Genomic DNA, 22149 nt, shown 5'->3' on the forward strand with positions numbered 1-22149 from the left:
TGTCACCCCCTCGATGTCTTGATGATGGTCGCCGGATAATAGTCGCTCCCCATATCGATGCTGCCTTCGTAGTGATGAAAACAGCCATAGACATTGGAGCTGTTGCCCCAGCAGCCGCCGCTTCCGTCATAGACGACGACATGCCAGTTCGGGTCCGGCTTGCTGTAGCGGTTGTACATGATGATGTCGCCCTTTTCGAGCTGCGACGGGTCATAAGGGATAGCCATACCCTGCGCTTCGGCATCGGCGCGCAGCTGGTCGCAGCCTTTCACGCCATTGTTATATTCCTGCGCTGCAAAAGGGGAATAGCCCGCTGCAGCGATGGTCGCCCGGTCGACACAGCCTTCTGAGCCATAGGGAGAAACGGTACCCTCGAAATTGGCCATGCACGCATCGACCACACTGCTGCCAGCGATAGCGCCACCTGCAGGAACAGAAGATGTCGATTCCGTTTCCGCTGGCGGCACATAGTCTGGGTTGGCATTGTACGATGTACTGTCCAGTTCCTGTTTCTGCTCATCCAGCAGTTTGTTGAATACCAGATGCAGCTCCATCAGGTGCTTGTTGCCTTCGATTTTATGGCTGTCCGACTTGATGAAGAACTGGCCCTTGAGCTGTTCTTCCTGGACTGAGACAGAAAGCCCAGCGATGCACTGGATATGACCGATGGCCCGGATGGACATGTCATGGGCGACGGTCTTCAGCATGGCCCTTGCCTGCGAGGCATCGTCCTGCTTAGGGTCGGCCTTGCAAATGGCCTGGATGAGACCAAATTTCTGGATGTCTGTAGTATTGGGCAGCTCCCCCTTCGTCTGTCCCGTACTGTCAACGACGACCACTTTCGATACCATGTCTTCCACCGATTCAGAAACAGACGCGCCCGTCAGATTCGTCACATCGCTGATCAGGAAGTCCTCCACCACCTGGTCATTCATGCAGACCACGTTGAGCTTCCCTTCGGTCATGTAGATATGGTATCCCTTGCCATCCTGTGCAGACTGATAGGATAATGCCTGCTTGATAGCCTCCGTAGCCGAGATATCATCGGCAATGAAATTGCAGGTGACGGACAGGTCGGGAATAGTCCCAGCCGGAATAGAAAAGTCATTGATGGTCTGGCGGATGGCGTCGGCCACTGTGACGTTCGTGTACTTCTTGGTTATGCGGGACTTGGCCAGATAGACGATATTGTCAAAGGCTGTAAAATGCATCACGGAAGAGCCGCTCTCCCGGCTGCGGCCAAAAATACGTCCCTGGAACAGGTGGACAGTCTGCTGCGTCTTATCGTCAATGTGGATAAACAGCACCTCGTCCCCCAGTTCCAGTTCCGGATTCTGCCAAGATTTATCCCGCGTCGTATAGGCCAGATCGAATTCCAGCCTGCGTCCGGCCTGTTCGACGTCCCCGGACCAAGTTGCACAAATCAGCCAGCCCGTAAGGTCTGCGTTCTCGGGCTTTTTCTGGCCTTCCGTCTGAGCATCCTCGGTATTGGTTTTCTTATTGATTCTTTGCAACTGGAACATTTTCATCATTCCTTTTGAGGTTCATCGTCGTCAGGCGGATGATATCCCCGGGCGAAAGACCGCCGTTACGGACGATGCTGCGATAGATCTGGAACTTCGAGAACTGCTCATTGTTGAGCGTCACCGATTTCCCCACGGCCCGGCCGATGACGTTCCCGATACTGTCACCGGGATAATAGGTGATGTTCTTCTTCATCTTCGACCAGAACGATTCCGGCCGCTTCTTCAGCCCTGTCGCAGCATCGGTCTTTCCCGTCTCCGGTGCTGTGACGTAGCGGTACTCTGTCAGGCCCAGCTCGTAATAGACATCGCCGCTGCCGTCCTTTTCACCAAACTTGAAGGACGAAATCAGGCAGGGCATGGAAAGCGGCGTATCCGACACCGTCAGCTGACAGACGCTGTCACCGGTACGCATCGTTTCCAGTTGGGCGATGTATGTATAAGGCGCAAGGCCCATCATGGCAAAGGGATAATCCTGTGCTGGGAAAAATCCGGAAAGGGTCAGTGTCCTGAGTCCCGTCTTTCCCATCATGAGGTAGTCGCCGAAGTTATTGATGTTCACCGTGCCATGATTCGTATTGACAGATACCATCAGCTCCGAAGGCAGGACGGGAAAGACCACCGCTGCCGATTCAGAAGAGAGAGAAATTGTGAGGGAAGATGCAGCCTGGCCGATGGCGTTCAACAGGGATGCTAAGAAAGAACTCATCAGAGGGTCGCTCCTTTCATGCGGTTCATGCCGTACAGTCTCATTTTTTCGACGAGTTTTTCAGCGACGGCGTCGATGTCCTGCTCGCTGCGAACGTTCATCGTATCAATGCAGATGGTGATGCCGCCGCTGCCGGCGTTCATGGCCTGACGGATGCTTTCATCATGAGGTATGACCGTACTGCCGTTGGGCAGGTGTACCAACTCGCCCCGGCGGTCTTCATTGATGACGGCAAAGCCGCCACGAAAGTTCTCGACACCGCTTTCAAAGTGGCTGATACTTGGGATATCAAATCCCACATGGGTCGGCGCCCCTCCCGTCAGGGACGGAATGTCGATAGACAGGCCGTTGATGCTGGAAATCAGGCCGTTCACCTGGTCGATGACCCAGTTCACACCGCTGCGAAAGGTGTCCTTGATGCTTTCCCAGATACTGGAGGCCGTCTCGCTGATGCCGTTCATGGCTCCGTCCCAGGCAGAACTGATCCAGTTCATCCCTGCATCGACGGCGTCCGATACAGCCTGTATAGCCTGTTCGATATAATGCGACACGGTATCCCAGTTCCTCCACAGAAGGTACAAGGCAGCAATAATCGCGGCAATGATGATAATGATGGGATTGGCCATGGCTGCGGCGCCTACGGCGCGGATGATGGTGATCATCATGCGTCCGGCAGTCAGAAAGGTACTGCCCATGCCCCTGGCCACGATGGCAATGCCCCGGCAGACCGGAATGAGTCCTTTGAACTGGGTCGAGAGATACTTCGAGACACTGCCGGCTTTGCTAATGCCCGTGGCAATAGAGTTGAAAGTACCAAAAGCCCTGCCGCCGACCGTCAGCACCCGCCCCAGGGTGGAACCGAAGAGCTGGAAGGTCACGATGCCAAAAGCCACCTGGCCAATCAGCGTTTTCTGTTCCGGTGTAAGCGCACGGAACCAGGCAGCCAGTTCCTTGACGCGCATCGACATGGCCTTGAAGTACGGCGTAAACGACACCGCTAAATCCATGCCGGCATTCTTCAGCTGGTTCATGGCAATCTGCATCTGCTCCGACGGGGTCAGCATCTTCTCATAGGCTTCCCGGGTCATGCCGGCAGACTGGGCCATCTGGTCCATGACCTTATCGAAGTCCCCGGCTCCCTTGCCCGTCAGGACCAGGATGCTGTTCAGGCCCTCGACAGAGCCAAAGAGCTGGGCCATCTGTTCGGCATCGCCGCCTGTCGCCCGCTTCACTTCGTCCAGGAACTTCACCCAGCCCACGCTCTGCAGATGAGCCGCATTGAACTCAAGGCCAAGGGACTGAGCCAGTTTCGCCGCTTCGGCAGACGGCTTCAGGATGTTGCTGTAAGCCGCCTTGAGTCCGGTAATGGCCTCGCTGGTCCGGATACCGTTCTTGGTCAGGACGGCGATGGAACCGAACAGTTCCTGGGTACTGACATTGAGCTGTGCCGCAATGGGGATGACATTGCCCATGGACTGGGCCATCTCGCCAAAGGATGTCTTGCCGAAGTTCTGTGCCAGGAGCATCTGGTCCGTCACCGCCGTGGCTTCTTCTGCCGATTTTCCATAGGCATTGAGGACCGTGGTCACACCGTTAACGGCAGTCGTCGTGTCGGTGAAGCCGGCTTTCGCAGCAATTGTCATGTCTTTGACAAAGCCCACGGCATGGGCCGCATCGACACCAGCGGAAATGGCCTGGTAGACCGATTCCGAAAGATCAGCGACACCTGCGCCCGTTTCATCGCTGACAGCACGAATCTCATCACTGACCTTCTGCATGGAAACGACCGTCGTGTCGACCAAAGTCGAAATCTTGGCGATACCGTTGGCAAAGTCGCTGTGCAGCTTGAAGCCTGCCGTTGCGGCTGCCAGGAGGGGGGCTGACAGCAGGGCCATCTTGTCTGATAAGCCGGAAATCTTGCTTCCCGTCTGCTCGATGCTCTTCGCCGTCCGTTTCTGGATGCGCTCATGCTCCGTCAGCTTGTCCGACAGTCCGCTGACCGATTGTTTCGCCGCCGCCATCTGGGTCTTCATGGTCCCCAGGCTGGCATTGACGCTACGCACGGTCGGCGTGAACAAATCCCGCAGCCGGATGGCGGCATCGATGACATTATTGGCCATGCTGTTTCACCTCTCAATGTTGTTACAGATATTAAAAATATAGTAAGATAAAAGAAGTCTATCGTTACGGAGGAATTCCAATGCGCTATTTCAATGAAACAGAAAAAAGATTAGCTGAACGATATCACCATATGGAGCTTGGTACTTGCAAAATCTGTGAAGAATGTCACAAGAAAGAACATTTATCCTTACCGATTGGCTGCTGGTGCGTAGGTTCCGATTTTAATAAAACTTCCAAGAGAATTCTATTTGTCGGTAAAAATGCCAGAAACAATCCCGGCACGATTGAAGACGGCTTTCGCAATCCCTTTCAATATACCCGTGAATCTCTGTGGAACAAAAGCTGGCCATATTGGAGCTATACTCGTGCTATCACTCAGAGAATATTCGGTGACGATTCTATAGAACACATCGCATTTACCAATATTGTCAAATGCAACAATTCCGGAGGAAAGGATACTACCTCAGATTTTGTAAAATCCAACTGTATCCTAAACCTAAAAGTCCTTCAGCAGGAATTAAAGGTAATACATCCTACTCATATCATTTTTTATACAGCTTGGTATTATGACGATTACATACCTAACGTTTTTGACCGTTATAATATTCATTACAACGGTTCTAAAGACATCGGGAAAAGAAAAATGCCCTGGCAGGAAGCCATTTCCACTCTGGGCAATCAAACCTTTCATGTACTACGTGTCGGCCACCCACAATGCAAGAAAAAAAGCGACTTCGTCTATGAAATATCTAAGTGGCTTGAGCCTGCCTTATGACTTTATGGCAGATAGCCGTATTTTCAGCAGTTAATCCGATAATGCTGAAGATACTTTTTTATCGCGTTCTTCCATCTCATAGCGGATAAAAGCATACAGCACCTGCCGTTCGCCGTATCCCAGTTTCATGACCGCTGACGGCAGCAGGTGATGCTCCCGGAACAATAGATACATCGCCTGCACCTCGCCATCGGTCCGAATCAGTTTTTTACGGCTTTGTCCGCCTTTTCCTGGGTCGTATAGCCGTTAAGTTCTGTAATCTGTGCCGTAAGGTCGGCAATCTCGCCTGCCAGGAAGAGCTTGCGGATGATGTCACCAGGAAGTACGGCCCCGAATTTTTCCAGCAGATCCTTATTCTTGAGGTCCGGATCGGCAATCCCCGCCAGGAGCGTCTGGGTCTGCATCTGATAAATGTCGATATTGTCGGCGCTGCCGTTGGTGAAGTCCACGGCCATCTTCTGGATATCGGCGTAGCGTTCCGGGTCGATGGCCCGGAGCGTGATGATAAAATCGAATCCGAACAGCTTCGAGAGCCGTTCCATCTTCACTTTCTTTTCAGGCCGTTCGGCCAGCTTGTTCACTATATCTGCTTTCAGCAGTCGGTCTACCATATTCATGTGCTTGTTCTCCTTATGCTAAATCCAAGAGATCCCAATCCGAAAAGGTGAAGCTGTAGCTTTCCTCGCCCATCTTGTCCACTTCCCAGTCGGCCAGGATCAGGCTGTCAAAGGTCGCATCCTTGATGACGATGCGTTCGCTGCCAATGGCGTCCTTATCGTCAAGGACGGATACGATGGTCACGACGGTCTGCTTGCCCGCTTTGATGTTGTCGTTCATCTTCTTGATCATGTAGCTCGAGACTTTATGGAGCTTCAGCTGCCCTTTGCAGTCATAGCCTGTGACCTTGTAGCCCTTGCCGACATGACGGAGCATCTTCACTTCTTCCTTGGTCAGCGTGACCTCGGCCTTGAAAGCCGTGGCTTCGGCCATGAGGTCGCCGTCGATATAGAGGTCGGCATACTTGCCGTTCATCACCCGTTTGGCTTCCATGCTGTTCACTGTACCTCACCTCCTCAGATATTGACGGCAATCGTGACATCTTCCATGGCATCCAGGAGCGAAGCATCTACGGCTATAAAGACATTGCTGCCGATATTGGCCATCTTGATGTCCATTTCCGACATATCCGCCAGTTCCTCTTTCGTATACTTGCCATTGGATTCCAGCCAGATCTTTGTGGATTCCACATCGATATAAGCCGTATTCTGCCCCTGCTCCAGCAGGCCCTCCTGGGCCAGCTGGTCAAGATACCCCTGGATAGCCGTCACCAGGAGGCATCGGTTGGCATAGCTGTTGGCATACTTGCCAAGGTAATGATCCTGGGCTGTGGTGCGGATATCGTCATACATCATGTCCATCAAATCGACGAGCTTGATTTTCTGGAACGATACCCCTTTGCCCTGGACCGTCGTGACCAGGGAGTTGATGCCGCGGCCCAGCTTGACCTTTTCCCCGTCAAAGAAGAAGAACAATTTGCCGGCATCCGTCATAGTATCCATTTCTTCCTTCGTCCAGACGTCGCAGCCAATGACTTCCGGCAGCGGCGCATACGTACAGGCAATGGTCATCGGCGTTCCTGCGATGATACCCGCGATGCGCCCGCAGTACTGGGCCGTCGTGTAGGTCTTCGTTTTCGTGCGGATGACTTGATTGACGAAGTTGATGACTCCTTCCGTATCCGCTGTGCAGTCCGGCAGGACGGCCTTGATGCGCTTATTCTTATTCGTCCGCATCCCCTTGATCCAGGTCGCGATGGTGTCGATGTGGTTTTCTTCGATGTCCGGGATGACCAGGTAATCGAAGCGCTTGTTCTCGATGGCCTTGAGGACATCGGTATAATCTTCTGCATCCTTGCTGATGATTTCGGCGATGACCTTCTTCGGACTGTTCACGTAGCCGCGAAGGGTCAGTTCCAGCTGCTCACGGTTGCTGTCTGAGAGTTCTTTGGGAATGTCATCTGCCGTATACAGGTTCACTTCCGTCTGGGACGGCAGTGTCTCTTCTTTCAGAATCAGAAGGACAATACCGCGTTCGCTGCGTTCGACGGCACTGATGCCTTTTTCTTTGAACGCGATATTGATGGATGGCATTTTCATGGGTTACGTCTCCTTTCCCTGGTACCGCTGATGCAATACCTTCATGATTTCTGCCGTTTCTTCTTTTTCCCGGACGTCATAGTACTGGAAGGTCAGCGTCAGACGCCCGCCGTCATTGTCCGTCCCCATCAGCTCCTCACTCATAGACACGACAGGGAGATAACGGTTGCCGACTTTCAGTCCGTCCCGGAATAAATTTTCCGCAGCAAAAAGCACGGCGTAGATGGCCGTGCTTTTTTCCTGCTTCTTCGGCAGATACGTAATGTAGAGGTCCGTATCCCGGTAGACCTCGTTTTCTTTCTGCGGCGTCGCTACAGTCATTGTCTTCAGGAAAAAGGCCGGCGGCGCAAAGCCTTCCTTGACTTCCTGCAGGTAGACGGGATACGGGAACCGCTCTTTGAATTTCTGCTGCACCGCCTGCAGAATATCGAGATCATGGATCATGTGCCGCCTGCTTTCTTGAGGAGCTTCTTCGTGAGTCTCTCCAGTCCCGGCTGCAAGTCGCTGGCTTCGAAGACCTTGACGGATTTCTCCGTATAGTGCCGGCCTTCATAATAGCCCACGGTCCTGCCGCCCGGCGTTTTCTTGACATGGCCGTTATTCAAGAGGTGATGGACCGGATGCCTGTTGACCAGTTCATAGGTCAGCTCCGAGCCGTTATACCCTTCCACCTTATGCTTCCAGCCTTTCTTCAGCTTGCCCGTGCTGCCTTCCGGCGTGTTTTTTACGCACTCCTTTTTGAGCTTGTTGCCAAGCGTCACCAGGCCCTTCTCGGCAGTGCCGGGAAACTCTTCAATAGCAGAAAGCAGTTTTTCTGAAAGGTCATCCAATCCTTTGACCTCAAAGTCACTTCCGCTCATTGCCCGTCCCCCTCACTTCTTCCGTGCAGTACAGTTCCAGTGCTTCATGGCGCATGTACGGGTCGACGATGGTGTCGATGTCGTAGAAGTGATCCTGATACTTCACCTTCATATCATGGGTGATATGGGGACGCCAGCGGATAGTGATCTTGCTGTACTCCGTGTCCGCCTTGCGTTCCATCTCATAGAACACTTTGCCCCGGGCAGGCTCGATGGATGCCCAGCAGCGATATACTACGACGTCAGCCTGGGTATCGAAACCATATTCATCCGTCACGGCCTGCTTTCCCAGAATCTCAATCCGTTTGTTCAAAAGCCCCGTCTTCATGGGCATCCCCCCTTTTTCAAAAACAGCTCCGCCGGACCCCGAACAGCAGCCAGCGCAGACGTTTCAAAAGTCCTGCGTAGTCCGCTTCCTCACGGTGTTCATACAAAAAAGCCGCAGCATAGAGGATGGCTTCATGGAACACGACGGGATTCTCTTCGGCATCCGCTTCCTCGCAGCGGGCCAAGTCCAGGCAGAGGGCCTGGGCTGTTTCCAGGGAAGACTGGATGACGTCATCATTACTCGTGTCATCTTCATCAATCCGCAGGTATTCCCTGGCTTCTTCCAGCGTCACAATCATGGCTTATCCCTTCGCTTTCATCTCCAGGGCCTTGACCGCTTCCTTGAGCATCAGCATGCCATCGACGCGCTGGCTGGCAAGGAAGCCGATCTGGCCGTTGGCGGCATACAATTCGTTAAGCCGCTTGAAGGAGCGGTATTCCCTATCGGCAATCCAGTAGTAGCTGAAGTCCCCGAAGAGCATGGGACGGCTGCCCGCCGCCAGTTCCGGTGCAAAGGAAGTGCAGTAGCAGGGACGGTTCAGGATAGTATCCGGCGTACCGGCCGTGACAGACGGCTGCCAGATGTAGTTGCCGTTGTTGTCCTTCACCTTGCGCAAGGCCTTAATGGTTGCATCGTTCAGGAGCCATACGGCCTTGCGGCGGTACGGGATGCGCAGGGAGTGATACAGGTCGATGACATCATCAAAGGTGATGGATGCGCCATTGGCTGTCACGCCCAGCTCCGCGGACGGGAACAAGCCAGTCGGCTTGTTCTTCCCGTCACCGGTGAGGAAGGCTTCTTCTTCCTTCGTGCCGATACGGCGGGCAAATTCACCGGCAATGTAGCTTTCCAGGTCGAAAGCGCTGTCGTTCAGCAGTTCTTCCGACACACGGATAGCCGTCCCCAGCTTGTACGCCCCGATGGACTGCTGGCCGAAGGTATCCTGGCTGTCCGGGTAGAGGCCGTTCTCTTCCATCCAGGACGCTTCGCCATGACCCGTCACGATGGGAATCTTGCGGTCGCCGCTGGTGTGGATGACCGTGGCCAGGCCGCGGAAGAAATTCTCTTCCTGGAGCTTGTCGATGAGCTGGTGTTCGAATTCGTCCGGTACCAGATAGCCACCATCAGCATCGGTGCCTGCACTCAGGGCGTTCTGTACATCAATGAAGTTCTTATGGCGGATGCTGTCCCAGAAAGCCTTACGATAGGCATCAGACGCACGGCCTTTCTTTTCTGCTCCATTCTGGCCTGCGCCAGGGAGTTCAGTAATCGGTGTAGTAGTGGGCTGGGCAAGCTGGGCGTCGAGCTGCTGCTGGCGTTCCAGGCGGTCGATTTCTTTGCCGAGATTTACTACATCCGCTTCCATCTTGTCGTAGCGAGCCGCATCTTCTGCAGAGACCATGCCATTTTCATCACGGACGGTATCCAGAAAATTCTTGGCGGCATCCCAGAGGTTCTTGCGTTTCTCACGCAGTGCTAAAATCGTATCCATTGTTGTCCTCCTTAATGAATGAGCAATGCCAGCCGTTTTTCTAAGGATGCGGCTGGCACTTTATGAATCGGTTCATGGGGCTTCAGTTTTTGTACCAACGAATTGGTAACAGTTACTGGCGTATAAATCATGGCTTCCGGCTGCTCTCCATTGTCCTTCTTCTGGTCGAACAGGATTTCATCGGCAAAGCCAAGTTCTACCGCCTTCTTTGCATTGAGCCAGGTTTCGTCATCCATCATGTGAGAAATCTTCGTGCGGGCCAGGCCGCTCTTGATTTCGTAGGCGTTGATGATGCTTTCCTTGACTTCGCTCAGCATGCCGATGGTCTTTTCCATCTCTGACTGGTCACCATAGGCCAGGGTCGCCGGATTATGGATCATCAGCATGGCCACTGGCGACATACAGACCTTGGTCCCGGCCATGGCGATGACAGAGGCCGCCGAAGCAGCCAGTCCGTCAATCTTAACGGTGACGTTCCCCGGATATTCCATGAGCATGTTATAAATCTGGGCAGCGGCAAAGCAGTCACCGCCCGGACTGTTGATCCAGAGGGTGATATCGCCGCTGCCCGCATTCAGTTCTTCCTTGAACGCCTTCGGCGTTACCTCATCGCCCCACCAGGTCTCGTCCGAGATCTGGCCGTCCAGGTACAGCGTCCGTTCACTGCCGAAGGCATCGGGGGCCGCATTGGTCACCCACTTCCAAAATTTATGTTTCATTCGTTTCTCCCTTCCGGGCAAAGGCCCCGGCATCTTTGAGCTTGGTCATGCTGCCGTTCACCAGGTACAGATTACCGCCTTCCTCATCGGGGACGGGATTCATGTCTTCCATCTCCCGGATATCGTTGGCGGACAGCCAGCCGTTCTGCCGGCCGATGCTGTACCCGGTCATGCGGCTCTCGTAGTCGCCGCGCATGAGGCCGTTCACGTTGAACTTCAGGAAATACTGCTTCTTCTCTTCCGGCAGGAATAGGGCTTTCTGCATGGCCTGCTCCCAGCGGATGACCCATGGGTCTAACGTGTATTTCACGAATTCCATGGACTGCTGCTCGATGTTATTGAAGGAACTTTTCTCTAGGTCGCCAATCATGTGTGGCGGGATGCGGTAGAGCCGGGCAATCTCATCGAGCTGGAACTTCCGTGTTTCCAGGAACTGTGCTTCTTCCGGCGGGATGCCGATCTGCTGGTACTTCATGCCTTCTTCCAGCACAGCCACCTTGTGGGCATTGCCCGTCCCCCGGTAGACGGCATTCCACGAATCCCGGACTTTGGCCGGATCCTTCAGAACGCCTGGATGTTCCAGCACCCCGCTGGGGCTGGCCCCGTTCGCAAAGAAAGAGGCACCGTATTCCTCGCAGGCCATGGTCATGCCCACGGCATTGCGGGCCATGGCAATCGGCGAATAACCGACCAGGCCGTCAAACCCAAGGCCGGGGATATGCAGCACTTCTTCCTTCTGCAGGGCCACCTGACCATACGGCTTGATGTTCGGATTCTCATCTCCCGTCTTGGTATACAGATAAAAAATCTTTCCCCGGTCATCCCGGCAGACGGTCATCTTGTCCGGCCTGAGCGGGTATAGTCCCTGTACCCGCCCTAATCGGTCGCGGATGATCTGGGCGTAAGCATTGCCCCAGATGAGCAGGTGGCTCATGAGCGTTTCCCGGAAGATAAACGAAGTCATCTCCGGATTCGGCTCATCATGGAGTAGATGGTACAGCGGATGGTCATAGACCCGCTCCTTGCCGCCAGGCGTGTAACGGTACAGCTGGAGCGGCAGGGCTGCCAGAGTTTCCGCCAGGATGCGGACGCAGGCATACACTGCCGTCGTCTGCATAGCCGTGAACTCGTTCACCGTCTTGCCACTGGCAGAGGGGCCGAACAGATAACGGAAATCCGTGCCGATATAATAGTTCTGAGGCTTGTCCCGGGTACGGAACAGGCTGGATAAAAAAGGGATGTGCATGGAAACCTCCTATTGCTCTATCGACAAATTTATGATATTTTCAAATTACGAAAGGAATGATGCCCAATGAAAAAATATCTATCTTATCTTGCCGTATTTTTTATCTTTTGCTTTTCACTTTGGCTTTTCCCACAATCTGCCGAAGCCACTGACATCTGGGCATATACTGCCGCTCCTCAGGATGGTAACTACCAAGCCTATGTTGTCAGTGAATCAATTCAATGGAACAACGACTATTCAAAAATAACTTGTGCTGTAAAACAAGTAAAAGATGGTTCTGTCCAAAAAGTAGTGTTCTGGAATTTTGACAGGCTATCTGATGAATGGCGATATCAAACCTCTACAATGCAAAAGCCCAATTCATTCGGTCATACCAATCGTGTATATCCTAATAGCTGGGGAGCCTATATCCTTAAAATCTGCATAGATTATTTACGTTAATCAAAATGCAATAACGCCCCGTTCATCATAGACGCTGCCGCTGCCAGTCCCGTTGCGGACGCAGCGGTCCAGTGCCATGATGGACGCCACGATTCCGTCGATCTTTTCGACGGATTTTTCTTTGTCCGGCTTGATGTTCCCCGCAGGGTCTTGGCGCATGACGACGTTGCCGGCCATCCATTTGAGGACGGGATTGCCGCCATGGTTGATATTCCCTTCCATCAGAAGCTTGAACAGCTCCTTCGACGGCGGCGACATATCCTTGAACCCCTGGCCGAAAGGCACCATGGTAAAGCCCATGTCCTCAAGATTCTGCACCATCTGGGTGGCGTTCCAGCGGTCATAGGCGATTTCCCGGATGTAGTACGTTTCCCCCAGGCGTTCGATGAACTTCTCGATAAAGCCGTAATGGATGACGTTTCCTTCCGTCGTCTGGATGAAGCCCTGCTTCTGCCAGACGTCGTAGAGGACATGGTCACGTCGGCAGCGAAGTTCCAGTGTGTCTTCCGGCAGCCAGAAGAATGGCAGCAGGATATATTTTTCCTCTTCCGTCCGGGGCGGGAAGGCCAGTACCAGGGCCGTGATATCCGATGTGCTGGACAAGTCCAGCCCGCCGTAGCACATCCGCCCCCGCAGGGAATCCAGGTCAATGGGGAGATTCCCCTTATCGTAGACCTGTTCCGGTATCCAGCGGATGCTGGCCGAAGTCCAGATATTCAATCTGAGTTGTTTGAACACATTCTCCTCGGCCGGATTCTCGATAGCGTTCTGGTACGCTTCCCGGACGCGGTCGATCTGGATGGTGTGGCCAAGGGAAGGATTCGCTTTGTACCAGTTGGCTTCATCTGTCCAGTCCGCTTCCCCTTCCAGGCCATAGACAACGGGGTAAAAGGTGTAGTCTTTCTTTCGGCCCGCCATCAAGTGAAGGGCCTTTGTGTGCAGCTCATAGCAGATACTGTTCTTGTCGTTGCCCGCCGTCGTGATGATGAAGAAGAGCGGCTGCTCCCGGGCATCGCCGGAGCCTTTGGTCAGGACATCATAGAGCTTGCGGTTCGGCTGGGCGTGGATTTCGTCAAAGACCAGGCCCGACACATTGAGTCCGTGTTTGGTCCCGGTTTCCGCCGACAGCACCTGGTAGAACCCGGCGTTGCGATAATTGATGATGCGCTTGCCCGCCGTCCGTATCTTGGAGCGGCGCATCAGGGCCGGACTCATCTCGACCATCTGCCGTGCCACATCAAAGACAATGGACGCCTGGTTTCGGTCACAGGCCGCACCATACACTTCGGCACTCGGTTCGTTATCGGCATAAAGAAGGTACAAAGCGATAGCGGCAGCCAGCTCGCTCTTTCCGTTCTTCTTTGGAACTTCTATATAGGCCGTCAGGAACTGCCGCTTGCCGTTTTCCTTGACGATGCCGAAGAGATCACGCACAATCTGTTCCTGCCACGGCAGGAGCAGGAACGGCTGCCCGGCCCATTTGCCTTTGGTATGACAGAGATGCTCGATGAAGGCAACCGCCCTGTCGGCCTTGTCCTTGTTGTAATGGGAATCCGGCAGCATGAACGCTGACGGCCTATATACAAACGCCAAACCACTCACCCCCTTAGAATCAATTCCATTTCATCCACTTCCCGTTCGCCGCCCGTGTCTTCTCCAATCATGCGGCTCCGGGCAGACGGCGTCAGGCCGAACTGCTCGCAGAACTTCAGCATGATCTTGAGGTTCGTTTGGGCGATGGACACCTGCGGTACCTGCTGCAGGTAGCCGTTCGGCGTCCGTACCATGTCGCCGTGCTGGGTAATGAATTCCTCAGCCCCTTTCCAGCGGGCGTAGGCCTGACAGTAACCGGCGAAAGCGGCACGATCGATTTCCGTCAGCATCCCCATCTCGGCGAGGACTTTTCCCAGCCGCTTCCATTCTTTCTTGGCGTCATCTTCCAGCCACTCCGGGCAGCGCGGCAGTTTGCCTTTGGGCATGGGTTCTTTCTTATTGAGCGGCCGATGGCCGGGATTGCCCTCCAATACTTTGAGGGCTGTCGGTTTCGGCTTCCTTCCTCGTACTGCCAAGCCATACACCTCCTTTCTGTAATAAAAAACAGCCCCGCAGGGCTGTTTGTGTGTTAAGTTAGAAATCTTCCAGTTCGTCCGCCACACTTTCCAGCCAGGGGCCGACTTCTTCAAGACTGCTAAATTCGGCTCTGGGAAAATCGTAAGGGCTGTCCATGGTGCCGTTTCCAAATTCTGTAAGCCAGAGGCTTTCGTCGGTGATGATGTACTTCCCAAGGTAATGGAAAAGGTAAGCAGTGTCATCCAGGTAACCCAAAGCTTCTTTCGCCTTTTCGGAAAGGTCTTCCGGCCAGTCCATCGCTACTGCGGTGGCTCCGTATGCTCCGTCCAGGTTCTGTTTGTCGATTGCGTTCAAGTCTTTCATGTTTTTCCTCGCTTTCATGTGCTTTTCCTTTGTGGGTGTTCCCATTTGGTATGTATATATATCACTCTAAAGGCACATAATAGTGAGCTTTATATTGAGAATTTATGCATTTTCTTGAGGAGCTTGATGAGAAAAGAGGGCTGATTCCCAGCCCTCTTTTGGCGCCTGCTTCTTAGCAGAAGCTGATGGTCAGCATCCCTTTCCCCATCCACCAGCTGTTTTCGACCCATGGATCTTCCATGAAGGTCTGTTTCGCTTCCTTAATTTTTCTTTCCATGTCTTCCTTGCCGAACTGTTCACAGGCGGCTTTCTTGCTGATTTTCTTTCCATCCAAGGTAATGATTGTTCTCATCGTTATTTCCCCGCTTTCTTATGCTTTGAGTGTTTTCCTTTCGGTATGTATATATATCACTCTAAATGCATAATATAGCAAGTCATTTCTGATAGATTAGTTGAGGATTTTCCATTCATCGACTCCCGGCACCAGACCAAGGCTGCAGCCCGTATCCCATGCCACGTGGATGGTCCCTATATCGTCGATGAACTGGACGGTGCCTTCCGTCCCCAGTGCCGGTGCCTGCGGGTCCTCCATATAGATTAGCTTCACCCGCATCCCGGCCATGCCTGCTTTACTGGCTTCCAGTGCTTTTTTCAGGATGACGCGGTCGAAGCCGAATTTCCGGTAATCCCGTTCCATCTGCTCATAATACCAAGGGAATGGCATCCCGCAGTGACGGTCTTCATGCATGATGTAGACCAGCCCTGTAATCGCCCCATCTTTCATCTGCACTTCGATATCCTTCTTGTAGTAGAACGTCGGGAAGCCTTCGTAACGGTCCAGCCGCTTCTCGTCGGCCTTGGAGATGGCCCAGACCGTGACGGGAACAGTGCTTTCTTCCTTGGGTTCGATGGTGGCGTAGCAGCCTGTCAGCGAGCCTTTGAAAAGCAGCTCGTATCCCTGAATGAATCCTGTCCCCACAAGGCCGGCGTCGCGGCACCGTACGGCCATCTGCTGTTCGTCCATATTGCTTCCGTAAGCGATGTAGTATTTCTTCATATTGCTCATCCTTTCTGAAGGGAATGTCCTTCTACCCCCTTAAGGGCAGCCGGGGCTGCCCTGTGTGTAGTTTATCGTTCCCTTCAGGCGGCTGCGTGTCTCCATGCGGCGTTGCCCGTCAGGTTCTTCAAAAGGTGATGGCGGCAGGTCTTGAACTCGTCGCCAATCAGGCCAAGCCGGAGCATCCAGCAGCGGAAGGCGTATTTTTCATTGTCCGTTTCCGTTTTCCGTGCCGAGGCTTTCTTCTGGGTCAGGGCCTGGTGGGTCATGGCAAGGCAGAACTGGATGTAGGCTTTGATTTCGCCGGCGTGGAGGGTGCCGTTGAAAAGGCGGAACTCGACGGTGCCTTTGGTGAAGGTGGCGTGGATGTTCAGGCCGTGGTAGCGGCTGCTGTTGTAATGCATGTTCCGTCCGCAGGGGGCTTCCATGTACCAGAGGTCTGCGAATTTCGCCATCGTCGCCGGCCGTTTCTTATTCAGCTCCCTGAGAAACTTTTCATTGGTCTTGCGGCAGTAGCGGTGTTCCCTGCCCGGGTTGATGCTCAGTGCGCGGTAGATCAGATCTTCCTTGCTGTAAAAGACGTTCACCAGATTCCGCAGTGTCTTCGGCGTGAACCGTTCCGCCCCCACATGGATGTGGATGCCGCAGGAGCTGTTGGCGAAAGCGCCGGCCTTGCGCAGGGTGCGGATGAGTTCCTGCAGGCTCGGGATGTCGTCGTAGGAAAGGATGGGGCTGACCACTTCGGTGCGGTAGTTTGTCGAGGCTTCAACAGTGCGTCCGCCGACCTTCTTTTCGGGAACCAGGCTGGAATCGTTCATGGCTTTCCATTTCCGTCCCTGTCCGTCTTCTGCGATGTAGGTGTCGTAGGCGCCGCCTTCGTGGTATTTGCGTTCCGTCCCGAAGAAGGTGGCCATCAGGCTGGCCGCCTTGCTGCGGGTAATCCCTGTCATTTCGATTTCGATGCCAAAGTGCTGTGTTTTCATAATTCTCTCTGTCCTTTCTATGTGTGCGTGTGTCCTCTCGGTACATCATATATCACTCTAAAGGCACACAATAGCAAGTCATTTTGAGAATAATTATGGATTAATTTTACCGGTTCCGGTGTGCTTTCACCCGCTCTGCATGACGCTTTGCTTCTTCTTCCGTGCGGAAAGCACTCCAGCCGTTGAGGTCCTTCATCAGGGCCATGCGGGATTCATGGCTGGCCTTGGTCCCCATGCCGATGCGCAGGAGCCAGCTCCTGAAATAGTACTTTTCGTTCTCCGGTTTCTTCACCGCAGGCTGTACCCGCTTTGCTTTGCGGGCCGCGCTAATCAGGAAGGCGAAAAGTTCCACCATGGCCCGGTTCTTTACGGCGTTCCCCTTGTCGGCAAAGCAGAAGGTCGCCGATTCTTCATTCAGACGGATACCCTTATTGCCGCTTAGGCAAGTACCGTACACCTTGAAGAAGGAAGCAGCGTCAGTAAGTGCGGCTTCTTTCAGGGCCGTCACGCAGTCTTCTGTAATATGGAAGTTCTCGGAGCCTGCTGCGCGGTTCAGCAGGTACTGCTGGGCGCTGAGGGTGAAGATCAGGCTGCGGAGATGGATGCCGTCCATCCCGTCAATGGGAACACCGACTTCGATGGTTTCTGTTTCGGCTTCTGCTTCCGGTTCCACCAGCCCTTCCTCTTCGAGGAAGCGGCGCAGGGCCTGCTGCGTCTTTTCGTCATCACATTCGATTTCTCCGCTTCGGAGGATGCGGAAGCCGCAGCCTTCAAAAGCAAAGGTCGGAGTTCCTGCATAGTGCAGTTTTTCGTTATGGTTGAAGGGAATCAGGTGTTTCGCCAGTTCCTTGCGGTCGTCCAGATTGGTTTTGATGGTCATATGTATGTACCTCCTTTTTTTGTTAGTACATATATCACTCTGAACTCCGATAATAGCAAGTTATTCTGCATCTTTGGGAGAAACTATTCATCTGTTTCAGGTGCAATATCACCATAGGGGATTTTTTCATCCCCGCGCAGGATAAACACACCCGCGTCCCCATATTCACTGATGTAGCGCCTGACGATGACGTCGACGAACTTCTCGTCCAGCTCGATGCCGTAACAGATGCGGCCCGTCTGCTGGCAGGCCATGAGCGTAGAACCGGAACCGAGGAACGGGTCCAGGATGATGCAGTGGCTCATGGATGAATTCTGTATAGGATAGGCCATGAGAGCTACAGGCTTCATGGTGGGATGCTCTTTGCTGGCTTTCGGCCGGTCGTATTCCCAGATGGTCGTCTGCTTGCGGTCGGAATACCATTGATGCCTGCCGTTCAGCTTCCAGCCAAAAAGGCACGGCTCGTGCTGCCATTGGTACGGGCTGCGGCCCAGCACCAGGGCGTTCTTCTTCCAGATGCAGCAGCCGGACAGGTAAAAGCCTGCGTCCTTGAATGCCTTGCGGAAGTTCAGCCCCTGGGTATCTGCGTGGAATACATAGATGGAAGCATCCTGCTCCATGTTCTGTTCCATATTGACGAAGGCCGCGAAAAGGAACTGGTAGAACTTGTCATCCGGCATATTGTCGTTCTTAATCTTGCCGGCCGTTTCTTCGACATCGACGTTATACGGCGGATCCGTCAGCACCATGTTGGCCTTCTTCCCCACCATCAGCCGTTCATAGGTTTCCGGCAGCGTCGCATCGCCACAGATGACGCGGTGGTCACCCAGGAACCAGATATCTCCCGCCCGGGCGACGGTCGGCTTTGCCAGTTCACCGTCGACATCAAAGTCATCTTCTTTCACTTTCTTGTTGTGGACTTTGGAAAAGAGCTGTTCCACTTCCGGTGCCTCAAAGCCCGTCAGGTCGACGTTGAAGTCGACGCTCTGCAAATCGACGATGAGGTCGGCCAGGAGCTGTTCGTTCCAAGCACCCGTGATTTTATTGAGTGCGATGTTGAGCGCCTTGACCTTATGCTCATCCTCGATATGGACAACGACACACTGGACTTCTTCGTAGCCCAGATTCTTCAGTACGGTCAGGCGCTGATGCCCGCCGATGACCGTCATGTCGTAATTGACGATGATGGGTTCCACATAGCCAAACTCCTGAATGGACTTCTTGATTTTCTCGTATTCCTTGTCGCCAGGCTTCAGCTGCTTCCTGGGGTTATATGCCGCAGGCTTCAGCTGGCCGATGGGCATCATCTTCCATTCCATATCCGATGTCTTCACACGCTTGCTCCTCTCTGAAGGCAGCCGCCACCGCTCTGCCGTAACCGGCGAGGTGGTGCCACCTGCAATAATTCCGTACGCTGTCCCGTGACAGCTTGGTCTTCCTGGCGATGGCTTTGTAGCCCATCCCCTGCTTCCGCATGGCTTCTATCTGCCGACGCTGGCAGTCGTTCATGACAGGCTCCTTTCACACAACAAAAAAGCTCCGGGCCAAATAGCCTGGAGCAGATGATTCGATTTTAGATGCCGGGTATCCCCCCTTATGAATTTCGCGTTTTTTCACGTTTGAGGGGGCGGCGGTCATGGACGGAAGGGTCACAGAGATTTGCATCCCCCCGCCCTACGGACGGATTCAGTACTTGTACTCGATGTTCCGGTCTTCGGTCATCGTCTTATGGTCATGACAGCTCTTGCAAAGGGGCTGCCAGTTCGTTTCGTCCCAGAACAGTTTCTCATCACCGCGATGCGGTTTGATATGGTCAACGACCGTTGCCGGGACGAGACGGCCTTTTGCTTTGCAGCGAATGCACCAGGGATGGCGTTTCAGGAAAAACTTTCTAGCCTTCTGCCACTCCCATCCGTAACCACGTGTCTCTGCACTGGCCCGGTCGCCCTGGCACTGCCGTTCATGTTCCTCACAATATTTTCTTCCATACGGCACCAGCCTGGGGCAGCCCGGATATTTGCAAGGCGTATTCGGTCTTCTGGGCATTTACATCATCTCCGGCATCAAAAAAGGACCGATAGCGTTCAAACCTCGGTCCTTCATTCTTTTCTTGCTGATTATAGTATATCTTACAGAAGCCTGTGACATCAAGTGCTGCTTTAGTGACATTCAGTGACATTCGCCAGGAATCTCGATGTGTTTCAGGGCTTCGTCATGCAGGCGGTACACCTGGCGGACATGAAGTCCGAGGGCATCGGCAATGGATGCCCAGTCTTTAAAGGCCAAGTAGCGGAGTTCCAGGATGACCCGTTCCCGGGCATCCGGAATCCGGCTGATGGCTTTCATGATATCTGCCTTGAGTTCGATCAGGCCGTCGATGGCTTCATCCACTTCATGCTCCATATCCATCATGCGGGCAATGGTTTCTTCCAGTCGGTGCGGGTTAGGCGTCCCGCTCGGCGGCACCGGGCTGAGTGTCGATGACGCCTTGATGGCCAGCTGCCGCAAAGACGATACCTGCTCCAGCTTGCTGTCTATCTGTATGTTGATGTTCCGTGCCTGTTCCAGGTACGCCTTGGCTTCCATACGCTTTTCTTCTCCTTCTGTTTCCTGCTTCATAGTATACCCCCATTTCCTGTTTCCGTCATGCCCAGGTCAGCCTTTACGGCATCAATCAAAGCCGCCTGGGTTCCGTCTTTGTGTTTCAAGACGTTCAGGATGCGTTCATCAATCGTGTCCTTGGCTACGATGTGCTGTATGATGACCGTCTTGTCCGCCTGCCCCTGCCGCCAGAGCCGGGCGTTGGTCTGCTGGTACAGCTCCAGGCTCCAAGTCAGGCCGAACCAGATCAGGATGGAACCACCCTTCTGCAGGTTCAGGCCGTGTCCGGCAGAAGCTGGATGGATGAGGGCCACAGGAATCTTTCCTGCGTTCCAGTCGGCGAAATCCTGCGGCTCCTTCAGTTCCCTGGCTTCCATCCGCTCCCGGATGCGGTCCTTATCGTGCTTGAACCAGTACGCCACCAGGACAGACTTCCCGTTGGCACTTTCTACTAGGTCTTCCAGGGCCTCCAGTTTACGGTCATGGATATTCACGACGTTCTTGTCATCTGTGTAAATGGCGCCGTTCGCCATCTGCGAAAGCTTCAGGGTAAGCGATGCAGCATTAGCAGAGGTGACCTCGCCGCCTGGAAGCTCCAGTACCAGGGACTTCTTCAGCTCATCGTACCGTTTCTTTTCCGTTTCACTCAAGCGGACCTCTTTCGCTACGCTCACCAGTTCCGGCATCTCCAGATAATCTGTTGCCTTCATGGACATGGTGATGTCGGAAATCTGGTGATAGATGGCTTCTTCCGCTCCCGGCAGGGGCTTGTAGGAATACACCACCATGCCGTTGCGCTTATCCGGCTTGAAGTATAAGTTACGGTACTGGCTGATATATCTTCCCAGCCGCTCCCCCATATCCAGGATACGGAACTCGGCCCAGAGATCCATCAAGCCGTTCCCGGTTGGTGTCCCCGTCAGCCCTACGATGCGTTTCACCTTCGGCCGCATGGCCTTCATGGCCCGGAACCGCTTCGACTGGTGGTTCTTGAAACTCGACAGCTCGTCCAGGACGACCATATCGAAATCCAGGCGGCTGTTCTCATAGAGCCAGGCCAGGTTCTCGCGGTTCACGATATAGATATCCGCATCCTGCTGCAAAGCCCGCCGCCGTTCTGCCACGGTTCCCACGACCACACTGCAGGTCAGCTCTTTCAGGTGATTCCACTTCCTGAGTTCATCCGGCCAGGTGTCTCTCGCCACCCGCAGAGGAGCTACCACCAGCACCCGCTTAACTTCAAAGGCATCATACATGAGGTCACGGATGGCTGTCAGCGTTGTCACCGTCTTGCCAAGGCCCATGTCTAGGAACAGGGCTGTAATGGGATGGGACTTGATGTATTCGATGGCGTATTTCTGATAATCATGCGGCATGAACTTCATGCACCTCCGCCCCCTTTCCCATCAGGCATGTGGGCGATAGCCTTCAGGACTGCGGGAATATCCTCCATGGCATCCAGGACGAATACCTGGTAGCCCAGCCGTCGCAACATGGCATGGCGCTTCAGCTGCAGCGGCCTTGGCTTCTGCCCCGGCGCCTTTACTTCCACAAAGCCCATCTTCCCATCAGCCAATAGAATCAAGCGGTCCGGCATACCTGCAAATGATGGCGAAACAAGCTTCACTGCCTTACCGCCAGCCTTCTCCGTTTCCATCACCAGGTGGTGTTCGATTACTTTCTCTCGCATATTACTCACCCCTTTTTTATAGGGGTGCAGGTCGGTGAAGGTCGTTTCATAAACTTCCCTTAAAGACATTTTTTCTATTTTTCAGCCCTAAAGGGGGTTTATATATTGACCTGCACCGACCTGCACCCTTCCCTT

General features: G+C 53.7%; 28 protein-coding genes. 2 read left to right on the top strand and 26 right to left on the bottom strand.

Annotation, left to right across the window (positions count from 1 at the left end; all coding sequences use genetic code 11):
* Positions 1–2 precede the first annotated feature (2 nt).
* From EO126_RS03475 to EO126_RS03485, 3 genes are read right to left on the bottom strand one after another with little or no spacing between them, the layout of a single operon-like run.
* A complete protein-coding gene (locus EO126_RS03475) occupies positions 3–1523 on the bottom strand; it encodes an XkdQ/YqbQ family protein (RefSeq protein ID WP_206168755.1) in 1521 nt (506 codons plus the stop codon).
* A complete protein-coding gene (locus EO126_RS03480) occupies positions 1498–2232 on the bottom strand; it encodes a hypothetical protein (protein WP_021840505.1) in 735 nt (244 codons plus the stop codon). The genes EO126_RS03475 and EO126_RS03480 overlap by 26 nt, the downstream gene beginning before the upstream one ends.
* Positions 2232–4352 carry a phage tail tape measure protein gene (locus EO126_RS03485; RefSeq protein WP_127007598.1) on the bottom strand — a complete coding sequence of 707 codons (2121 nt, stop codon included), beginning with the start codon at positions 4350–4352 and terminating at the stop codon, positions 2232–2234. Before EO126_RS03485 ends, EO126_RS03480 begins: the two co-directional genes overlap by 1 nt.
* A gap of 80 nt (positions 4353–4432) precedes the next feature.
* Here EO126_RS03485 and EO126_RS03490 point away from each other — a divergent pair, with 80 nt between their 5' ends.
* Positions 4433–5128, top strand: coding sequence for a hypothetical protein (locus tag EO126_RS03490; protein ID WP_127007600.1), 696 nt, complete (start codon positions 4433–4435; stop codon positions 5126–5128).
* A 200-nt stretch (positions 5129–5328) separates the two neighbouring features.
* Here the strand turns inward: EO126_RS03490 and EO126_RS03495 are convergent, their stop codons facing one another.
* Genes EO126_RS03495 through EO126_RS03540 form a run of 10 tightly spaced genes read right to left on the bottom strand, consistent with a single transcriptional unit; the run spans position 5329 to position 11929 of the window.
* Positions 5329–5745, bottom strand: coding sequence for a phage tail assembly chaperone (locus EO126_RS03495; RefSeq protein WP_075581378.1), 417 nt, complete (start codon positions 5743–5745; stop codon positions 5329–5331).
* Between the two features lie 13 nt (positions 5746–5758).
* Positions 5759–6178 carry a phage tail tube protein gene (locus EO126_RS03500; RefSeq protein WP_014128573.1) on the bottom strand — a complete coding sequence of 140 codons (420 nt, stop codon included), beginning with the start codon at positions 6176–6178 and terminating at the stop codon, positions 5759–5761.
* Positions 6179–6201: 23 nt separating this feature from the next.
* Complete coding sequence (locus tag EO126_RS03505; RefSeq protein ID WP_127007602.1) at positions 6202–7284, bottom strand: phage tail sheath subtilisin-like domain-containing protein; 1083 nt, start codon at positions 7282–7284, stop codon at positions 6202–6204.
* A gap of 3 nt (positions 7285–7287) precedes the next feature.
* Positions 7288–7728, bottom strand: a complete 441-nt coding sequence (locus EO126_RS03510; protein ID WP_127007604.1) for a phage tail terminator family protein — start codon at positions 7726–7728, stop codon at positions 7288–7290.
* Entirely contained in the window at positions 7725–8144 is a 420-nt protein-coding gene (locus tag EO126_RS03515) for an HK97 gp10 family phage protein (RefSeq protein WP_127007606.1), read from the bottom strand. Before EO126_RS03515 ends, EO126_RS03510 begins: the two co-directional genes overlap by 4 nt.
* Positions 8131–8472: a phage head closure protein gene (locus EO126_RS03520; protein ID WP_225723666.1), complete on the bottom strand. Its 342-nt coding sequence runs from the start codon at positions 8470–8472 to the stop codon at positions 8131–8133. The genes EO126_RS03515 and EO126_RS03520 overlap by 14 nt, the downstream gene beginning before the upstream one ends.
* A 16-nt stretch (positions 8473–8488) precedes the next feature.
* Complete coding sequence (locus EO126_RS03525; RefSeq protein WP_127007610.1) at positions 8489–8770, bottom strand: head-tail connector protein; 282 nt, start codon at positions 8768–8770, stop codon at positions 8489–8491.
* Between the two features lie 3 nt (positions 8771–8773).
* A complete protein-coding gene (locus tag EO126_RS03530) occupies positions 8774–9964 on the bottom strand; it encodes a phage major capsid protein (protein WP_127007612.1) in 1191 nt (396 codons plus the stop codon).
* An 11-nt stretch (positions 9965–9975) separates the two neighbouring features.
* Positions 9976–10683, bottom strand: a complete 708-nt coding sequence (locus EO126_RS03535) for a head maturation protease, ClpP-related (protein WP_127007614.1) — start codon at positions 10681–10683, stop codon at positions 9976–9978.
* Positions 10673–11929 carry a phage portal protein gene (locus EO126_RS03540; protein ID WP_127007616.1) on the bottom strand — a complete coding sequence of 419 codons (1257 nt, stop codon included), beginning with the start codon at positions 11927–11929 and terminating at the stop codon, positions 10673–10675. The genes EO126_RS03535 and EO126_RS03540 overlap by 11 nt, the downstream gene beginning before the upstream one ends.
* Before the next feature lie 66 nt (positions 11930–11995).
* Between EO126_RS03540 and EO126_RS03545 the strand changes: the two genes are divergently transcribed.
* Positions 11996–12370, top strand: coding sequence for a hypothetical protein (locus tag EO126_RS03545; protein WP_127007618.1), 375 nt, complete (start codon positions 11996–11998; stop codon positions 12368–12370).
* On the opposite strand, the gene EO126_RS03550 is transcribed toward EO126_RS03545, so the two are convergent.
* The 13 genes from EO126_RS03550 to EO126_RS03610 all read right to left on the bottom strand — a co-directional run bounded on the left by EO126_RS03550 (position 12371) and on the right by EO126_RS03610 (position 22014).
* The gene (locus EO126_RS03550) at positions 12371–13963 is read right to left on the bottom strand and encodes a terminase large subunit (RefSeq protein ID WP_192496426.1); all 1593 of its coding nucleotides are present in this window, start codon (positions 13961–13963) and stop codon (positions 12371–12373) included. It lies immediately after the preceding gene.
* A gap of 5 nt (positions 13964–13968) precedes the next feature.
* Positions 13969–14439, bottom strand: a complete 471-nt coding sequence (locus EO126_RS03555) for a phage terminase small subunit P27 family (protein WP_127007620.1) — start codon at positions 14437–14439, stop codon at positions 13969–13971.
* A 58-nt stretch (positions 14440–14497) separates the two neighbouring features.
* Positions 14498–14803 (bottom strand): hypothetical protein, encoded by a 306-nt coding sequence (locus tag EO126_RS03560; RefSeq protein ID WP_151384939.1) that lies wholly within the window; start codon positions 14801–14803, stop codon positions 14498–14500.
* 172 nt (positions 14804–14975) lie between these two features.
* Positions 14976–15155, bottom strand: coding sequence for a hypothetical protein (locus EO126_RS03565; protein WP_127007624.1), 180 nt, complete (start codon positions 15153–15155; stop codon positions 14976–14978).
* A 96-nt stretch (positions 15156–15251) separates the two neighbouring features.
* The gene (locus EO126_RS03570) at positions 15252–15860 is read right to left on the bottom strand and encodes a DUF4314 domain-containing protein (RefSeq protein WP_127007626.1); all 609 of its coding nucleotides are present in this window, start codon (positions 15858–15860) and stop codon (positions 15252–15254) included.
* Positions 15861–15943: 83 nt separating this feature from the next.
* Positions 15944–16843, bottom strand: coding sequence for an amidoligase family protein (locus EO126_RS03575; RefSeq protein ID WP_127007628.1), 900 nt, complete (start codon positions 16841–16843; stop codon positions 15944–15946).
* Positions 16844–16949: 106 nt separating this feature from the next.
* Positions 16950–17723, bottom strand: a complete 774-nt coding sequence (locus tag EO126_RS03580) for a hypothetical protein (protein ID WP_127007630.1) — start codon at positions 17721–17723, stop codon at positions 16950–16952.
* A gap of 83 nt (positions 17724–17806) precedes the next feature.
* Positions 17807–19057, bottom strand: a complete 1251-nt coding sequence (locus EO126_RS03585; protein WP_225723665.1) for a site-specific DNA-methyltransferase — start codon at positions 19055–19057, stop codon at positions 17807–17809.
* On the bottom strand, positions 19054–19248 hold the full coding sequence (locus tag EO126_RS03590) for a hypothetical protein (RefSeq protein ID WP_127007632.1): 195 nt from the start codon (positions 19246–19248) through the stop codon (positions 19054–19056). The genes EO126_RS03585 and EO126_RS03590 overlap by 4 nt, the downstream gene beginning before the upstream one ends.
* A 161-nt stretch (positions 19249–19409) precedes the next feature.
* Complete coding sequence (locus tag EO126_RS11185; protein WP_127007634.1) at positions 19410–19769, bottom strand: HNH endonuclease; 360 nt, start codon at positions 19767–19769, stop codon at positions 19410–19412.
* A 123-nt stretch (positions 19770–19892) separates the two neighbouring features.
* Positions 19893–20342, bottom strand: coding sequence for an ArpU family phage packaging/lysis transcriptional regulator (locus EO126_RS03600; protein ID WP_127007636.1), 450 nt, complete (start codon positions 20340–20342; stop codon positions 19893–19895).
* Entirely contained in the window at positions 20339–21709 is a 1371-nt protein-coding gene (locus EO126_RS03605; protein ID WP_127007638.1) for a DEAD/DEAH box helicase, read from the bottom strand. Before EO126_RS03605 ends, EO126_RS03600 begins: the two co-directional genes overlap by 4 nt.
* Complete coding sequence (locus EO126_RS03610) at positions 21706–22014, bottom strand: VRR-NUC domain-containing protein (protein WP_021840396.1); 309 nt, start codon at positions 22012–22014, stop codon at positions 21706–21708. The genes EO126_RS03605 and EO126_RS03610 overlap by 4 nt, the downstream gene beginning before the upstream one ends.
* Between the last annotated feature and the right edge of the window lie 135 nt (positions 22015–22149).

The sequence above is a fragment of the Veillonella seminalis genome (assembly GCF_003992065.1).
Taxonomy (GTDB): domain Bacteria; phylum Bacillota; class Negativicutes; order Veillonellales; family Veillonellaceae; genus Veillonella_A; species Veillonella_A seminalis.

Excerpts from the sequence above, each read along its gene's own strand:
- EO126_RS03565 (WP_127007624.1), bottom strand. The coding sequence starts at position 15,155 with ATGAGAACAATCATTACCTTGGATGGAAAGAAAATCAGCAAGAAAGCC.
- EO126_RS03520 (WP_225723666.1), bottom strand. The coding sequence starts at position 8,472 with ATGAAGACGGGGCTTTTGAACAAACGGATTGAGATTCTGGGAAAGCAG.
- EO126_RS03480 (WP_021840505.1), bottom strand. The coding sequence starts at position 2,232 with ATGAGTTCTTTCTTAGCATCCCTGTTGAACGCCATCGGCCAGGCTGCA.
- EO126_RS03605 (WP_127007638.1), bottom strand. The coding sequence starts at position 21,709 with ATGAAGTTCATGCCGCATGATTATCAGAAATACGCCATCGAATACATC.
- EO126_RS03600 (WP_127007636.1), bottom strand. The coding sequence starts at position 20,342 with ATGAAGCAGGAAACAGAAGGAGAAGAAAAGCGTATGGAAGCCAAGGCG.
- EO126_RS03485 (WP_127007598.1), bottom strand. The coding sequence starts at position 4,352 with ATGGCCAATAATGTCATCGATGCCGCCATCCGGCTGCGGGATTTGTTC.
- EO126_RS03570 (WP_127007626.1), bottom strand. The coding sequence starts at position 15,860 with ATGAAGAAATACTACATCGCTTACGGAAGCAATATGGACGAACAGCAG.
- EO126_RS11185 (WP_127007634.1), bottom strand. The coding sequence starts at position 19,769 with ATGCCCAGAAGACCGAATACGCCTTGCAAATATCCGGGCTGCCCCAGG.
- EO126_RS03500 (WP_014128573.1), bottom strand. The coding sequence starts at position 6,178 with ATGGAAGCCAAACGGGTGATGAACGGCAAGTATGCCGACCTCTATATC.
- EO126_RS03580 (WP_127007630.1), bottom strand. The coding sequence starts at position 17,723 with ATGACCATCAAAACCAATCTGGACGACCGCAAGGAACTGGCGAAACAC.
- EO126_RS03490 (WP_127007600.1), top strand. The coding sequence starts at position 4,433 with ATGCGCTATTTCAATGAAACAGAAAAAAGATTAGCTGAACGATATCAC.
- EO126_RS03575 (WP_127007628.1), bottom strand. The coding sequence starts at position 16,843 with ATGAAAACACAGCACTTTGGCATCGAAATCGAAATGACAGGGATTACC.
- EO126_RS03530 (WP_127007612.1), bottom strand. The coding sequence starts at position 9,964 with ATGGATACGATTTTAGCACTGCGTGAGAAACGCAAGAACCTCTGGGAT.
- EO126_RS03515 (WP_127007606.1), bottom strand. The coding sequence starts at position 8,144 with ATGAGCGGAAGTGACTTTGAGGTCAAAGGATTGGATGACCTTTCAGAA.
- EO126_RS03510 (WP_127007604.1), bottom strand. The coding sequence starts at position 7,728 with ATGATCCATGATCTCGATATTCTGCAGGCGGTGCAGCAGAAATTCAAA.
- EO126_RS03560 (WP_151384939.1), bottom strand. The coding sequence starts at position 14,803 with ATGAAAGACTTGAACGCAATCGACAAACAGAACCTGGACGGAGCATAC.
- EO126_RS03545 (WP_127007618.1), top strand. The coding sequence starts at position 11,996 with ATGAAAAAATATCTATCTTATCTTGCCGTATTTTTTATCTTTTGCTTT.
- EO126_RS03535 (WP_127007614.1), bottom strand. The coding sequence starts at position 10,683 with ATGAAACATAAATTTTGGAAGTGGGTGACCAATGCGGCCCCCGATGCC.
- EO126_RS03540 (WP_127007616.1), bottom strand. The coding sequence starts at position 11,929 with ATGCACATCCCTTTTTTATCCAGCCTGTTCCGTACCCGGGACAAGCCT.
- EO126_RS03610 (WP_021840396.1), bottom strand. The coding sequence starts at position 22,014 with ATGCGAGAGAAAGTAATCGAACACCACCTGGTGATGGAAACGGAGAAG.
- EO126_RS03495 (WP_075581378.1), bottom strand. The coding sequence starts at position 5,745 with ATGAATATGGTAGACCGACTGCTGAAAGCAGATATAGTGAACAAGCTG.
- EO126_RS03525 (WP_127007610.1), bottom strand. The coding sequence starts at position 8,770 with ATGATTGTGACGCTGGAAGAAGCCAGGGAATACCTGCGGATTGATGAA.
- EO126_RS03475 (WP_206168755.1), bottom strand. The coding sequence starts at position 1,523 with ATGTTCCAGTTGCAAAGAATCAATAAGAAAACCAATACCGAGGATGCT.
- EO126_RS03505 (WP_127007602.1), bottom strand. The coding sequence starts at position 7,284 with ATGAAAATGCCATCCATCAATATCGCGTTCAAAGAAAAAGGCATCAGT.